This is a genomic window from Gilliamella sp. W8136, from assembly GCF_016101285.1.
In the GTDB taxonomy this organism is placed as follows: Bacteria; Pseudomonadota; Gammaproteobacteria; order Enterobacterales; family Orbaceae; genus Gilliamella; species Gilliamella apicola_N.
Map to the genome: position 1 here is coordinate 135,142 of NZ_JACFQU010000002.1, position 14,151 is coordinate 149,292.

The following is a 14,151-nucleotide window of genomic DNA, read 5'->3' on the forward strand; positions in this document are numbered from 1 at the left end:
TAAACATAGGTTAAATTAATAAGAAAAACCCTCGTTAGAGGGTTTGATTATAAGTGTGTAGCTATTTCTCTAGCCACATCTAACGCTATCTGATCCCACGCATACTCAATAACCGAAGTAACTTTTGCATCTTTTACACCACTATCATTCTGCTTAGTAGAAAATTCTTTAGTCCACCTATTGCCTGATAATTCAAATGTTACAATTAAATATACGCTAGCACTATCAATATTCGTTGCTCCATAAGTGAATTTTGTTTTAGCATCATTGACTATTATTGTTAACTTTCTACCGTCAGAATTTAAATCTGCATACGTGCTAATTGCTTCTTCAATTCTTGATGAAAGACCAATGCCGATCGGAATTCTAGTACGAGTTCCAGCACCAACAAACCCTGATGCCCCTTGTATATCAATTCGTGACGTAAAATCACCAGGAATCCATGTAATATCTAAGCTTTGTTTTTGAGTTAAATGTATCTCTGATTTTATTTGTTTTAATGATTGATAAGACAACCTGTCACTAAATTGATGATGAACACTACAACCAGAGAAAATAAAACCTAAACATGTTAATAATAATAATTTTTTCACACCATCTCCTTGATCTTTATATTTTTTTGCAATGGTATGTTATTTAAAGGATTTTGGCAATAAAAAACCGCCACTAGGGCGGTTTGTAATATTTTTATTTTATCCCTGTGTATACAGGGAACATTATCTCAGCCATTTGCTCAAGCATGCTTTGCGCGGTTTATCCCTGTGTATACAGGGAACATGTTCCGTCGTCGTTCTCCCGAATAGAGGTGGCCGGTTTATCCCTGTGTATACAGGGAACATATACGAGCACTCAGGCTATTATGAAGATTACACGGTTTATCCCTGTGTATACAGGGAACATCGCTTTAGGTACATACATTTTCATAGCAACAACGGTTTATCCCTGTGTATACAGGGAACATTGTGTTAAAAACAGATTTCGCGAACTCTTTAACGGTTTATCCCTGTGTATACAGGGAACATATATAATTACTATATTCATCAATAGTAAAGAACGGTTTATCCCTGTGTATACAGGGAACATACCATGTTCCCTGACCAACGGCCGCCAACAGCCGGTTTATCCCTGTGTATACAGGGAACATATCAAAAACTATATTTATTCTATTTCGTGCCGCGGTTTATCCCTGTGTGTACAGGGAACATATTGCGGATAGAGCACAATACGAATATGACGTCGGTTTATCCCTGTGTGTACAGGGAACATACCAATTATAACATATTGTTTTATAATTAAAATATTGTCTGTCAAATTTCTACCGATTTTTTGGGATATTTTTCATTAAAATCCGAATATATAACACTATGTTTTTATTTGATTAATTAAAACTAATGGAAATTAAAATTAGGTTCTACGGGATTCTACCGATAAATTTATATTTTTCATGCAGTTAAAAAATGGTTAACAATAAAATATAGAATTGCGATTTTTGAATAGCAAAAAATGCTATGTAATATTAACGCCCGCCGATTTATCCCTGTGCATACAGGGAACATGTTTGTCAAAACGGTGAACATATTACGTGGTGCGGTTTATCCCTGTATATACAGGGAATACTCTAATTATAACTTTTTGTTTTATAATTAAAAGTAAGTACATTAAAATTTTTACCAACTTTTTTGGTTTGTTTTTTGAGCAAATTGTTTTGATTTAACGAGTATTTTTATTATTGGCATAATTAATGCTATAAAGTTGATGTTAGCGCATCGACCGTTAACGATAACCTTATTGATTATTATAATAATTTTAATTTAGCTTAAAAATGATAATTATTATTATTTGGTATTGATAATTGTGATCATTAGCAATAAGATATCACCACATTATTACCAAAAGGTTAGAGGTATGCTATGCCTTGGGGTTTACGCAAGACCGTTGCTGTTCTATTTTTATCATTGTTTTCTTTATCATTTTGTTATGCCGATATTACCTTACCGACACCGCAAACGAAAGATGGAATGAGTCTGTTTGAAAGTCTAAAAAAACGCGCATCAACGCCAGGTGGTGGTTTCCCTGCTGGGCAAGTAACGGATGATGAATTATCAACAGTACTTTGGGCTGCTAGTGGATTAAACCGTGGTAAGACAGGGTGGACAGTTCCAATGGTTAAAGGTAAAGCTCCTTATGTGCGCATTTACGTTGCAAGTGAAAAGGGGACTTTTTTATATGAGTGGGATGACCATTATCTGCGTGAAATCAATAAGCAAGATATCCGAGGTGATGTTGGACAGCAAAGCTTTACCAAACGTGCCGCTTATTCATTAATTTTTGTCTCAGATGCGAAAGCATTGACAGATATTAAACCAGACGAAGTCACAAACTTCAGTTATACCGCAGTTGGTGCTATGAGCCAAAACGTATATTTAGCAGCGGCTGCTTTAAAATTAAGTACTCGTTATATCCATTCCATTAAGTCAGAAGCAATAAGCCAAGAATTACAATTGCCAAAAGACGATATACCGTTAGGTATAATTTTGTTAGGAAAGTAAAAGGTAAAGGACGTTATGAAAAAGTTTTTTACGTTAGCTTTATTGCTAATTGCTAGCTTGGTTGCTTTTGCACCCTCATCTTATGCTAATGAAAAACAGTACAAAAGCTGGAACGAAATTATTGATGAAATGGATGTTATCTTAAATGATGCTTATGATATCTATTTCATGAAAGACGCCGAACGAGCCAAAGCCCGAGTCAATAATGCTTATTTCGGTTTTTATGAAAAGCATGGCGTTGAACGTGCAGTAATGTCCTATATTTCTGGAAAGCGCGGAACGGATACCGAGTATCAATTTGCTAAAATTAAGCGATTAATGACCAATGGCGCACCAAATAAAACCGTTCGTGCTGAAATTGATGTGATTTTAAAAATGTTACATGAAGATGCAAACGAATTGGATGGTAAAAAAGAGAGTGGTTTAAGTGTCTTTTTTGCTTCATTCATTATTATTTTCCGTGAAGGTTTGGAAGCTATATTAGTAATTGCCGCTATTTCTGCCTATTTAGTGCGTACCAATAACAAACCAATGTTAAAAGTGGTATATCTCAGCTCAATGGTAGCCATTTTGGCAAGCATTCTTGCAGCTATTGCCTTGCATACTATTGTAGGTTTAAGTGGTGCTAATCAAGAAATTATGGAAGGTAGCGCGATGTTATTGGCGACTGTTGTCCTGTTGTTTGTCAGTAACTGGATGGTTTCCAAAGCTGAAGCCGAAGCTTGGAAAAACTATGTGGAAGGTAAAGTCCAAACCGCAGTCACAACAGGTAGCAGTTTTGCTTTAGGGTTTGCTGCATTTTTAGCTGTATTTAGAGAAGGGGCTGAAACCATTATCTTTTATCAAGCTATGTTAGCGGATGCCAAAGAACATATGGATATGGTGTGGTATGGTCTGGGGGTTGGAACGATCATTTTAACATTTATCTTTCTTGTCATTCGTTTTGGTGCAGTTAGGTTACCACTTAAACCATTCTTTATTTGCACAAGCATGCTCATGTATGTAATGGCGATAGCTTTTGCTGGTGGCGGTGTAAAAGAGTTACAAGAAGCGGATATTATTCCGGTCACACCAGTTGATTTTATACACTCGGTTGAAATTTTAGGCATTTACCCAACCGTCGAAACATTGATACCGCAAGTTATTATGGTTCTTGTTGTAGTACTGTCTGTGATGTACTACAAAAAAGGTAAAAATAATAAAAAAGAGCAATAAATCAAAATCCACCTTGTTAAGCTTTAATGTTTGAATGGCAAAAATGGTGGAAAAGTAACTGGCTATTTTTAATAAATTACATTTTGACAACATAAAAGATGTACTAAAAAACAATAGTGCTGTTACTAACAGGTAATAACAGGTAGTTAATCAAAAGTAGTTTAAAAGAGATCAATAAGATCGTTAAACCACTATTTAAATTGTAAAGGAGTTTTCAATGAAAAAATTAGTTATAGCTGTCGGTGTCTCATCAATACTTGCATTATCTTCATTTGCTCATGCAGCAGCACCAGCCCCAGGCGAACAAAAAGGTTTTGAAGAGTTTCCGATCGGTGACGAAGTGACAGTTGGTCCATTACATATTGGTGCGGTATATTTCCAACCTGTTGATATGGAGCCAGCTGGTATTGGTGGTTTACCAGCATCAAAATCGGATATGCATATTGAAGCGGATATTTCAGCTGCGGAAGGTAATAAATTAGGTTATGGTGTGGGCAGTTTTGTTCCTTATCTAACGGTAAAATATAAAATCCAAAAAGAGGGTAGCAATAAAGCTATCGAAGGTAACTTTATGCCTATGAGTGCCTCTGATGGCCCACATTATGGTAATAACATCAAACTTGAAGGTGCTGGTAAATATAAAGTAACCTTTATTATTGAAAACCCAGAAAAACAAGGTTATTTATTACATGTAGATAAAGAGACGGGTGTTGAAGGTCGTTTCTGGAGTAAACCTATTGAAGTTTCTTGGGATTTTGATTATATCCCTCGTGCATGGTAATTTTTTGCAAAAAAAGCAGTATAATGCTTTTTATAATTAGGATGATTTATGGCGAGTGTTAGGCTCGCCAATCTATATTGTAATAACCAGGCAAAGATTATGCTTCAATATCTTATCAAAATTACCGACAATACTTTTATTCCTGTAATCATGATTGCACTACTGAGTGCAGTAATTGCCAAATCAAATAGCTTCCATCATAAAAAAATTATTTCCGTTGGTTTTCTATTAGGATTTATTGCAGCTTTAATTTATGCCATTTTAAAACGTAACACTGGATTTGCAGTGCGTGAATTTTATGATCTTGGAGTCATTATACCTTGGGTCATTATTGCGTTACCTTTATTAGTTTGCATTTGGATGCAAAAATCTTGGCATAAAACCTTGATTAAGGTTTTATCTATAATGTTATTTGTGCTGGCTAGTGGTTTAATTACGGCACAATGTTTACCGAATTTAATGCTCTATCCGTTCGAATTTGCTGTCGGAATGGAGTCTATTTTTAATAATGAATATTTGTTCAAGTGGGTAGGGTATGGTTTTGCTCTATTAGTTTGCGTCTTAATTGGTTTATTCACGTATCGACTGTGTGGCAGGTTATCCAATAGGTTAGTTACGATAGTCACAACGCTTTCAATCATTATTTTTACCATTCAAAATGGTATTAATATCATGCAAATTTTAATCGTTAGACGGTTCATTGCTTCACAGAAATGGATGATGGAATTGGTGATTTTTATTTTAGGTCATGTCAATTTTTTCACATTTATTTTTATGGCAATCCTACTGCTGTTGACGATAGTGCTCTATATCAAATCAAAAACAACCTCGCTAGTGGGTAGCAATCCAGCTCAAATCCGCAAACTTAAATCGCAATTACTTCGAGACAGAAGAACTTCACTATTTTTGATGGCTGGCGTTGCTATTACGGCTTATACAGTGACACGAGCACGTTATATTTTTGAAAAAGGGGTAGAACTTACGCCAGCCGAGCCGATTGCAGCCAACGCAGACAATCTAATTGTTATCCCTCTTGATAATATCAATGATGGTAATTTGCATCGTTACGGCTACCAAGCAATCGATGGTACTTTAGTTCGTTTTATTGTGATTAAAAAAAGTGAAAATGCCTATGGTGTAGGCTTCGATGCTTGTGATATTTGCGGCGCAAGTGGGTATTACCAACGTGGTAATCAAGTCGTCTGTATTTTGTGTGATGTAGTAATGAACATTGCCACCATTGGTTTTGCTGGAGGTTGTAATCCAGTACCACTTAAATATGAAATTATTGACGGCAATATGGTGATCCGTCCTGCGCATCTTGAAGCCGAAAAAGGTCGTTTTAAATAAAGAGTATCCAAGGAATAGAGTATGTTTCGTCGAATGTTACTAAGCGTCTTAGTACGCCAAAAAAAGAAGCTATTTTTAATCGCGCTTACTGTTGCCTTAGGTGTCTCATTAGCCACTGCCATGTTAAATGTCATGTTTGATGTTGGTGATAAAGTTAATCAAGAATTAAAAGCGTATGGAGCTAATCTAAATATTGTGCCGAAAAGTACTGCGTTAGTAAGTGAAATGTATCAGTTGGATAATAATGATAATCAACAAGCGGTGCAATACATCAAACAAGATGATCTTGTTAAAATTAAGATGATCTTCTGGGCATATAATATTGTCGATTTTGCGCCTTATCTCAATGCCCCAGCCATGTTAAACGATAAACCCATTACAATTGTCGGAACTTGGTTTAATAAACACCTTAAAATTCCGACTGGCGATGAGGTTGATACAGGTATGTTAGCCATGAAATCATGGTGGACAATCGAAGGCGATAAGATGACTGATGATAATCTGCAAGGCGTAATGGTCGGTGAATCAGTTGCGAAACAGTGGAATTTAAAATTAGGTGACCGTATTGAGGTTACTTCTGTTCTAACGAAGCAAAAAATCACGTTAACCGTGCACAATATTTTCCACAGTGGTGGCGCTGAAGATTCACAATTATTTGTATCCCTCCCAATTGCGCAGCAGTTAGCTGATAAAAATGGACTGGTTGAACGTGTTGAAGTAAGTGCATTAACCACCCCTGAAAACGAATTGGCTCGTAAGGCCGCGCAAGATCCTAACAGCTTATCACGCACCGAGTGGGATACATGGTATTGCACTGCTTATATTAGTTCAATCGCTTATCAACTAGAAGAGTTAATGCCAGATGTCCGCGTTAAAGCCATTATGCAAGTGGCGGATTCAGAAGGTTCTATTTTACAAAAAACGCAGTTATTGATGTTATTGTTAACCATTTTATCCTTAATTTGTTCCGCATTAGCTATTTCAAATTTAGTGACCGCAAATGTGATAGAACGCAGTACCGAAATTGGTTTACTTAAAGCACTCGGCGCAACCAATAGTGCTGTTGCCTTGCTCATTTTAACCGAAATCTTAATTATTGCCTTAATGGGCGGTGTTTTGGGTTACTTTATTGGTCTTGGCTTTGCGCAGATTATTGGTCATACCGTATTTGGTTCGTTTGTCGAACCTAAAATGATTATTGTTCCTTTAGTATTAATAATGGTTACCTTAATTACATTTTTAGGTAGCTTACCTGCACTGCGTATTATGATGTTTTTACGCCCTACTGATGTACTGCATGGACGATAAGGGTAAAGGTAAATCTGATGATTAATAAAAATCGACGCTTTATTATTAAAACCATATTGAGTTCACTCATTCGTCGACGTTCTCGCATTATTATTGCACTTTTAGGCGTGGCGATTGGCGCAACGGTATTATTAGGCATGGTTACGCTCTGTTTTGACATTCCAAGACAGATGGGGCAGGAGTTTCGTTCTTATGGAGCGAATTTATTATTAATGCCCGCGAATAATCAGCCAACTATGTCAATGACTGATGTACAAAAAGCAGTAAGTTTACTACCACAAGATAAACTACTTGGTGTCACGCCGTTTCGCTACGGCGCAGTGCGCGTTAATCAGCATCCTTATACCATTGTCGGTACTAACTTTAACCAAGTTACCAAAACCAGTCCTTATTGGCATATTGAAGGCAGTTTGCCACAAAAATCTCATGAAGTGATGATTGGGACCGATATAGCTAACTTTGCCAATTTAAACGTTGGCAGTGAAATATCCATTTCGGGTAAATCTAAACAAGATTCTCGTTTTGATGAAGAGTTAACTATTACCGGTATAGTTAAAACAGGTAGAGCTGAAGATAATTTTATTTTTGTCGATCTGCATGATTTAGAACAATTCTTTGAAGAGAGTGATCAAGCTGAAGTTGTTGAAGTCAGCATCACAGCATCACAAAATGAGTTAAAGGACTATATAGATACCATTAAAAGTCAATCAACCACAATCGAACCCCATTTAATTAAATGGGTGACACAATCGGAAACCTCAGTATTAGGTAAACTGTCATCACTCCTTTATTTAGTGACCCTTGTGGTTTTAGTTCTCACTATGATTTGCGTGGCAACTACCATGATGACGGTTGTAATGGAGCGCCGTAAAGAAATCGGTCTTAAAAAAGCCATTGGAGCCAATAATAAAAGTATTGCTAAAGAGTTTTTAGCCGAGGGATTAGTTCTTGGTATTACTGGAGGGATTATTGGGGTAATTTGTGGACTTATTTTTGCGCAGGTGATCAGTTCTAACGTTTTTGGGCGTTCAATTATTATTGAATTTTATTTGATACCAAGTACCATTTTAATATCAGCAATTGTGACGGTAATTGCCTGTTTAATTCCGGTTAAACGTGCATTAGATGTAGAGCCAGCATTAGTATTGCGTGGCGAATAGGATGTAAAGTATGAATATACTCGAAGTTAATAATGTATCTAAGATTTATGGTTCTCTTCATGCCTTATCAGATGTGAATTTAGTTGTAGAAGAGAGCAAATGGTTATCCATTATGGGACCATCGGGCAGTGGCAAAACGACCTTGATGAATATTATTGGTTGTATGGATAAACCATCTTTAGGTTCAGTCATTTTAGATGGACAAGATATCACCCAATTATCTCTACCCGAATTAACCGAAATCCGCCGTGATAAAATCGGTCTTATCTTTCAACAATTCCATTTAGTGTCTTATCTAACCGCACTCGAAAACGTAATGGTTGCACAATATTATCACAGCATGGTCGATGAAAAAGAAGCCATGCAAGCGCTGGAAAGGGTTGGACTTGCTGCCCGCGCTAAGCACTTGCCAAATCAGTTATCAGGCGGGGAACAGCAACGTGTATGCATTGCCCGCGCCTTAATCAATTATCCAAAATTAATCTTAGCCGATGAACCTACTGGTAATTTAGATGAAAATAATGAAGCAATGGTTATGAATTTACTGCATCAACTGCACGAAGAAGGGAGTACTATTATTGTTGTGACTCATTCACTTGAAGTATCAAAACATGCTCAAACAACCGTTGTACTTGAACATGGCAAGGTTGCCCGAGTAATTAATAATTAATATTTAAGGTTTTAAATTATGCAAAATCGTGTTGTTTCATCACTCATCTATATCATTATTGGCATATTATTTATTTTATTTCCTCTGTATATTTTACCCGTCTGCCCACATGAAACCGTTAACCTATCAACTGCAACAATGCAAGGTCAAGTAGAACATGTGCATACCGGTGTTGGTAAAATTATGAAATGCTTTTGGACAGGCCGAGCTGAAGTTGGCGTGGGCAGTTTGATTATTGCAATTGGCACCTTAATGCTATTTTGTCGTAAAATTTTTCTGCGAATGGGATTAAGTATGGCGATTGCTTGCATTTCATTATTTGCTTTGGCTATTCCGACCATTTTAATTGGCGTATGTGATAATCAAATGATGCGCTGCAATATGGGTGCTAAACCAGCGCTCGTCTTATTGTCATTGTTATTATTTATTATTGCGCTGGTGAATACTTTCTATCTTAATAAAGCGGCCAGAAGAAGCATATTTTAAAGATATACAATCTTTAATAAAAAATAGGATCTAAACATGCAAGAACAACCCATCACCATGGCTAATTTGGCTTGGCAAAACATTCAACGGCGACCATTTCGGAGTTGTTGTTTGATTATCATTGTTATGTTGTTTTCTGCCACACTTTTTGGCGGTAGCGTGATTATGAAAAATCTCAGTTTGGGAATTTCTGGCATGGCTGATCGCCTTGGCGCGGATATTTTAGTTGTCCCATATGGTTACGAAAAAAATCTAGAAGTGGCCTTATTACGGGGTGAACCAAGTAGCTTTTATTTAAAAGTTGATTTGATTGATAAAATCAAAAATATAAAAGGAATACAAGCAATATCACCCCAGCTTTTTATCGCTTCGCTCAGTGCAGGTTGCTGTACTTCAAAACTGCAACTAATTGGTTTTGATCAACAAAGCGATTTTGTGATCAAACCTTGGTTGCAATCGCAACTTACTGAGCCACTTACTGATAACCAAGTTGTAGTTGGATCGAAAATTAGTTCAAATATTGGCGATGAGGTCATGTTTTTCAATCATCCTTTCAAAATAGCAGCCAAAATGGATAGTACGGGGATGGGTTTTGACACTTCGGTATTTATGACTATGCAAGCAGCACACACTTTAATGAAAGAAGCTGAATTAGTGCAAGGCGATGTCGATCATTTTGCGGATTATGCCTCTTCCATTTTTATCAAAGTCGATCCTGATTATCAGCCTAAAGATATTGTTAATCAAATCATGCCCAAATACGCTATCGACTATAAACTGGATTTTGTTATGACTAAAGGTATGTTAAGTAATATTTCCAAATGGTTAAATGGCTTTTCGACCATTGTATATAGTTTATCGGCAATTTTTTGGGTATTAGCAATAGTGATTATTTTTGTCATCTTCTCGTCAAATTTAAATGAGCGTAAGCGCGAAATCAGTTTATTGCGTATCTTAGGGGCTTCACGTCGAGATTTAGTAAAAATGCTGCTGCGTGAATCTTTAATTATTAGTGCATTAGGTGGCTTAATGGGCATTGTATTAGCAGGTGTATTGCTCTATGCGTTTAGCTTATTAATCTGCCAAACCATTGGTTTGCCATGCATTAATCTTTCAGTGATTGATGCGTTATGCTATGCAGTAGTGGTATTGGCATTAACCATAATTATTGGACCATTATCAAGTATCTATTCAGCTTTATCTATGAATAAGTTTGATACTTACAGCACGCTCAGAGAGGGTGAATAATGTTACTGAATGTTCGAAATTTGCGTAAAGATTATCAACGTGGTCAACAAACTTTTGCAGCAGTAAATAATGTCAGTTTCAGTATGCAATCAGGTGATTTTAACTGCATTATGGGTAAATCAGGTAGTGGTAAAACGACGCTTTTGAATATGATTGCGGGTTTATTAACACCAACACAGGGGAAAGTAACCTTTAATGATGTCAATCTATTTGAATTAGATGATCAGCAAGTATCGGCTTTTCGTAATCAGCATATTGGTTATATTCCTCAAGGCAGCAGTTTACTCCCTAATCTTACCGCGATTGATAATATTCGCTTACCTTATTACTTAACTAAGCGCCCAAATAAAAGTAGCTTGGGTTATGCGAAGAGTTTGTTGGAAAAGGCTAAAGTCAGTTATTTGCAAGATGTTTATCCAGCCAATATGTCAGGCGGTGAAATGCGTCGTATTGCCATATTACGTGCATTAATTTGCCAGCCACAAATCATCATTGCAGATGAACCCACCAGTGATCTCGATGAGGAAAGTTCTACTGATATTATGCAACTGCTAAAAGAAATTAACCAACAAGGTACTGCGTTATTGATTGTCACCCATGATAATGATGTAGCAAGTTATAGCCAAAATATCATGAAAATGTCGGCAGGGCGGTTTATTGATTAAATAAGTCAATGCTCACTTACATAATATTAAGTGAATACTGACTTATCCATTTTGCTTCACTGGTTAAAGCAATAAGGGATTACAGCCCATTTCAATCATTATTTTATTAAGCTTTAACAGAGGTAATCCGACTAATGAATTAATATCATCTCCCTCTAACTTATCAAACAACGTTATGCCGAGTTCATCACATTTAAAACTGCCAGCACATTGTAGCGGCATCTCTTTAGCAATATAGGCATCGATTTCAAAACTACTGAGTTGCCGAAAGGTGACTTTGAACGGCTCACAAAGAGTAGTGGATTGACCGGAACGGGTATTAATAACCGTCATCCCTGTGTAAAAATAGAATGTTTTGCCACTACTATTGGCAAGTTGTTTGCGAGCATTTTCAACAGTATGCGGTTTGCAAACGATTTTTCCCTCTAGAACCCCTACCTGATCTGAGCCAATAATTAAACTGTCTGGGTATTTATCGACTAATGATTGCGCTTTCAGATTCGCTAAACGTACCACTAACTGCTCAGCAGACTCACCCGCAAGCGGTGTTTCGTCACAAATAGGCGGAACACATTCAAAAGGGATAGCGAATTTTTCAAGTACTTTTTTACGTGATAGCGATGTTGACGCTAAAATGATTCTCATATTGATTTATCTCTTAAAATCCAAGCGGAAGGATGAGCATTAAATCCGATATGTCCATAATAATCAACCGCACTTGGTGCAGCCAGTAAGGTTATCGAGCAATTTTCATGAGTATTCTTTTTTACTTCTTTAATTAATTGTTTACCAATACCTTGTTTTTGATAATCCTCATCTACAGCGAGATCGGCCAAATAAGTTATATATACAAAATCCGTTAAACAACGCGCTATACCAATTAATTTATCATTATGCCAAGCGGTTATAACTAAGTTAGCATTATCTAACATAGCTTTAAATCGTGTTGAATCGGTAAGGGGTCGGCGTTCACCTAGTGAACAGTGACGATAAAGTGCAATAGCTTGTTCAAGTTCTGGTTTGATATCAGAACGGTAAATAATACTACTCATGGTGATCTCCGTCATGAAATGAGTAAAAAAAGGTTTCATTTTTCTAAATTGGTTTTAGGATATTATAGTAAGCATCAACTAACTTAACTATTAAAAATAAAAAAATAAATCCAAAATGAGTATCATAATAATCAAATGTCATGATTCTTAAACCATATGACTGTTACACCGTATTGTCAAAGATCATTTATCAGGTTTTATTTAGCGAGGGGGTAGTTTTATGTACAACAAAATTTTAGTACCGATTGATGTGCTTGAAGATGAGTTAACCCAAAAAGTCATCCCACATGTCGAATGTTTGGCAAAATTATCAAATGCCGAGGTGATCTTCTTCCATACCTTGCCAGTAGCGTCAGCAATTGTGAATGCTTACTCATTTGGTTTTGATGAATTTAAAGATAAAGCAACTGTACAAACTGAACAGTGGTTACATAAATTAATGGCTTCTATTAATTTACCTCAAGAAAAATTGTCGTTTTCTATTGCGTTTGGTAATCCAAGAGATGAAATTCTTCATATTGCGGAAGAATTAAAACCCGACTTAATTATATTAGGATCACGTCGCCCTAATATTACTACTCACTTACTGGGATCGAATGCGGCAGGTGTAGTCCGTAGCGCGCAAACGTCAGTTCTAGTGGTTCGATAGTTGCGAAATTTATTCTTTAAACTATAACGAGGAGCGAATAACTCCTCGTAAGTAATTTATAATCTGATGCTCTTAGTAAATAACCCAAAAATTCACATCAATAACACCTATTATGAGTTGTATAGGTTATTAATATCAATTTTATTATTAAACTTCGTTCTAGGTTTTTTATATGTCATTAAAATTATAATTCATTGATTTATGACTATTAATATTTGTAACGATAAAATGCAAAGTGGCATTAATTACTCGGTTTGAGTATTAATTAAAAAAAGAGTGATTTTAATAATTATTCCCATGCTTATTTTATTGATTTGAAAGAGTATGACAAAGAAGTGATTCTAAAATTGAAGATTATTTTAATGATAACTCCTGTGTTATTTTAAACGTTCATTTTGTTTTTCATGCAAGTAATAAATCAATAATAATTCCATAAAATTATGTATAAACTTAACTAAATGTCAGTGAGAACAATTGATAAACTAAATATTCGTGTTTATTTTTTTCATATTCAATATTCGTATTCATATAAAACGGTGAGGAGAAAAAATGAAAGTCAAAAGTATAGACCATTTTGTTATCACTACTCAAAATATTGATAAAAGTATTGCATTCTATCAAGATCTCCTTGGTATGAAGCATGTCGAGAAAGATGGACGACATGCTTTTATTTTTGGTCATCAAAAAATTAATATTCACGCTAAAAAAGGCGAATTTCAACCCGCAGCATTACATCCAGAATATGGTAGCCAAGATTTTTGTTTAATTGTTGAAGAAGATGTTGAATCCATTAAAAAGGAAATCGAAAAAAAAGGTTATCCTATTGTAGAGGGTGTGGTAAAACGGCATGGCGCACAGGGAGATATCAATAGTTTATATCTTAGAGACCCAGATGGAAATTTGGTTGAGCTGGCCAATTATCGGAATAATTAAAAAATAAAGATCGGCAAAATAAGTACTAACTGAGTTAGTATAAATTAGTTAAAGTTTAATTATTTTGCCAAATTATAATTGGCTA

15 protein-coding genes and 1 CRISPR repeat array are annotated in these 14,151 nt (G+C 35.9%); of the genes, 12 read left to right on the forward strand and 3 right to left on the reverse strand.

What is annotated here, in order from left to right; genetic code table 11:
- Positions 1-47: 47 nt before the first annotated feature.
- Entirely contained in the window at positions 48-593 is a 546-nt protein-coding gene (locus H3T96_RS01835) for a hypothetical protein (RefSeq protein ID WP_144091854.1), read from the reverse strand.
- Positions 594-688: 95 nt separating this feature from the next.
- Positions 689-1,266: a CRISPR direct-repeat array (repeat unit 29 nt; unit sequence CGGTTTATCCCTGTGTATACAGGGAACAT).
- Positions 1,267-1,910: 644 nt separating this feature from the next.
- Between H3T96_RS01835 and H3T96_RS01840 the strand changes: the two genes are divergently transcribed.
- From H3T96_RS01840 to H3T96_RS01885, 10 genes are all read left to right on the forward strand, one after another.
- Positions 1,911-2,549, forward strand: coding sequence for a nitroreductase family protein (locus H3T96_RS01840; protein ID WP_144091855.1), 639 nt, complete (start codon positions 1,911-1,913; stop codon positions 2,547-2,549).
- 15 nt (positions 2,550-2,564) lie between these two features.
- Positions 2,565-3,764: an FTR1 family protein gene (locus H3T96_RS01845; RefSeq protein WP_144091856.1), complete on the forward strand. Its 1,200-nt coding sequence runs from the start codon at positions 2,565-2,567 to the stop codon at positions 3,762-3,764.
- Positions 3,765-3,981: 217 nt separating this feature from the next.
- Positions 3,982-4,545: an iron transporter gene (locus H3T96_RS01850; protein ID WP_039129983.1), complete on the forward strand. Its 564-nt coding sequence runs from the start codon at positions 3,982-3,984 to the stop codon at positions 4,543-4,545.
- Positions 4,546-4,644: 99 nt separating this feature from the next.
- Complete coding sequence (locus H3T96_RS01855) at positions 4,645-5,895, forward strand: Fe-S-containing protein (protein ID WP_186279241.1); 1,251 nt, start codon at positions 4,645-4,647, stop codon at positions 5,893-5,895.
- Between the two features lie 21 nt (positions 5,896-5,916).
- Positions 5,917-7,203 carry an ABC transporter permease gene (locus H3T96_RS01860; RefSeq protein WP_144091858.1) on the forward strand — a complete coding sequence of 429 codons (1,287 nt, stop codon included), beginning with the start codon at positions 5,917-5,919 and terminating at the stop codon, positions 7,201-7,203.
- Positions 7,204-7,220: 17 nt separating this feature from the next.
- A complete protein-coding gene (locus tag H3T96_RS01865; protein WP_144091859.1) occupies positions 7,221-8,363 on the forward strand; it encodes an ABC transporter permease in 1,143 nt (380 codons plus the stop codon).
- Between the two features lie 10 nt (positions 8,364-8,373).
- Positions 8,374-9,033, forward strand: a complete 660-nt coding sequence (locus tag H3T96_RS01870) for an ABC transporter ATP-binding protein (RefSeq protein WP_039130581.1) — start codon at positions 8,374-8,376, stop codon at positions 9,031-9,033.
- A gap of 18 nt (positions 9,034-9,051) precedes the next feature.
- A complete protein-coding gene (locus tag H3T96_RS01875) occupies positions 9,052-9,519 on the forward strand; it encodes a DUF4418 family protein (protein ID WP_065737631.1) in 468 nt (155 codons plus the stop codon).
- Positions 9,520-9,555: 36 nt separating this feature from the next.
- Positions 9,556-10,767: an ABC transporter permease gene (locus tag H3T96_RS01880; RefSeq protein WP_144091860.1), complete on the forward strand. Its 1,212-nt coding sequence runs from the start codon at positions 9,556-9,558 to the stop codon at positions 10,765-10,767.
- Positions 10,767-11,432 carry an ABC transporter ATP-binding protein gene (locus tag H3T96_RS01885; protein WP_144091861.1) on the forward strand — a complete coding sequence of 222 codons (666 nt, stop codon included), beginning with the start codon at positions 10,767-10,769 and terminating at the stop codon, positions 11,430-11,432. The genes H3T96_RS01880 and H3T96_RS01885 overlap by 1 nt, the downstream gene beginning before the upstream one ends.
- Positions 11,433-11,495: 63 nt before the next feature.
- Here the strand turns inward: H3T96_RS01885 and H3T96_RS01890 are convergent, their stop codons facing one another.
- A complete protein-coding gene (locus H3T96_RS01890; protein WP_144091862.1) occupies positions 11,496-12,077 on the reverse strand; it encodes a nucleoside triphosphate pyrophosphatase in 582 nt (193 codons plus the stop codon).
- A complete protein-coding gene (locus H3T96_RS01895; RefSeq protein ID WP_065737628.1) occupies positions 12,074-12,484 on the reverse strand; it encodes a GNAT family N-acetyltransferase in 411 nt (136 codons plus the stop codon). The genes H3T96_RS01890 and H3T96_RS01895 overlap by 4 nt, the downstream gene beginning before the upstream one ends.
- Positions 12,485-12,704: 220 nt before the next feature.
- Between H3T96_RS01895 and H3T96_RS01900 the strand changes: the two genes are divergently transcribed.
- Together H3T96_RS01900 and H3T96_RS01905 are read left to right on the forward strand one after the other, a co-directional pair.
- Positions 12,705-13,133 (forward strand): universal stress protein, encoded by a 429-nt coding sequence (locus H3T96_RS01900; RefSeq protein ID WP_144091863.1) that lies wholly within the window; start codon positions 12,705-12,707, stop codon positions 13,131-13,133.
- 549 nt (positions 13,134-13,682) lie between these two features.
- The gene (locus H3T96_RS01905; RefSeq protein WP_144091864.1) at positions 13,683-14,066 is read left to right on the forward strand and encodes a VOC family protein; all 384 of its coding nucleotides are present in this window, start codon (positions 13,683-13,685) and stop codon (positions 14,064-14,066) included.
- Positions 14,067-14,151: the final 85 nt, after the last annotated feature.

Excerpts from the sequence above, each read along its gene's own strand:
- H3T96_RS01880 (WP_144091860.1), top strand. The coding sequence starts at position 9,556 with ATGCAAGAACAACCCATCACCATGGCTAATTTGGCTTGGCAAAACATT.
- H3T96_RS01845 (WP_144091856.1), top strand. The coding sequence starts at position 2,565 with ATGAAAAAGTTTTTTACGTTAGCTTTATTGCTAATTGCTAGCTTGGTT.
- H3T96_RS01895 (WP_065737628.1), bottom strand. The coding sequence starts at position 12,484 with ATGAGTAGTATTATTTACCGTTCTGATATCAAACCAGAACTTGAACAA.
- H3T96_RS01875 (WP_065737631.1), top strand. The coding sequence starts at position 9,052 with ATGCAAAATCGTGTTGTTTCATCACTCATCTATATCATTATTGGCATA.
- H3T96_RS01860 (WP_144091858.1), top strand. The coding sequence starts at position 5,917 with ATGTTTCGTCGAATGTTACTAAGCGTCTTAGTACGCCAAAAAAAGAAG.
- H3T96_RS01890 (WP_144091862.1), bottom strand. The coding sequence starts at position 12,077 with ATGAGAATCATTTTAGCGTCAACATCGCTATCACGTAAAAAAGTACTT.
- H3T96_RS01885 (WP_144091861.1), top strand. The coding sequence starts at position 10,767 with ATGTTACTGAATGTTCGAAATTTGCGTAAAGATTATCAACGTGGTCAA.
- H3T96_RS01865 (WP_144091859.1), top strand. The coding sequence starts at position 7,221 with ATGATTAATAAAAATCGACGCTTTATTATTAAAACCATATTGAGTTCA.
- H3T96_RS01905 (WP_144091864.1), top strand. The coding sequence starts at position 13,683 with ATGAAAGTCAAAAGTATAGACCATTTTGTTATCACTACTCAAAATATT.
- H3T96_RS01900 (WP_144091863.1), top strand. The coding sequence starts at position 12,705 with ATGTACAACAAAATTTTAGTACCGATTGATGTGCTTGAAGATGAGTTA.
- H3T96_RS01850 (WP_039129983.1), top strand. The coding sequence starts at position 3,982 with ATGAAAAAATTAGTTATAGCTGTCGGTGTCTCATCAATACTTGCATTA.
- H3T96_RS01855 (WP_186279241.1), top strand. The coding sequence starts at position 4,645 with ATGCTTCAATATCTTATCAAAATTACCGACAATACTTTTATTCCTGTA.
- H3T96_RS01840 (WP_144091855.1), top strand. The coding sequence starts at position 1,911 with ATGCCTTGGGGTTTACGCAAGACCGTTGCTGTTCTATTTTTATCATTG.
- H3T96_RS01870 (WP_039130581.1), top strand. The coding sequence starts at position 8,374 with ATGAATATACTCGAAGTTAATAATGTATCTAAGATTTATGGTTCTCTT.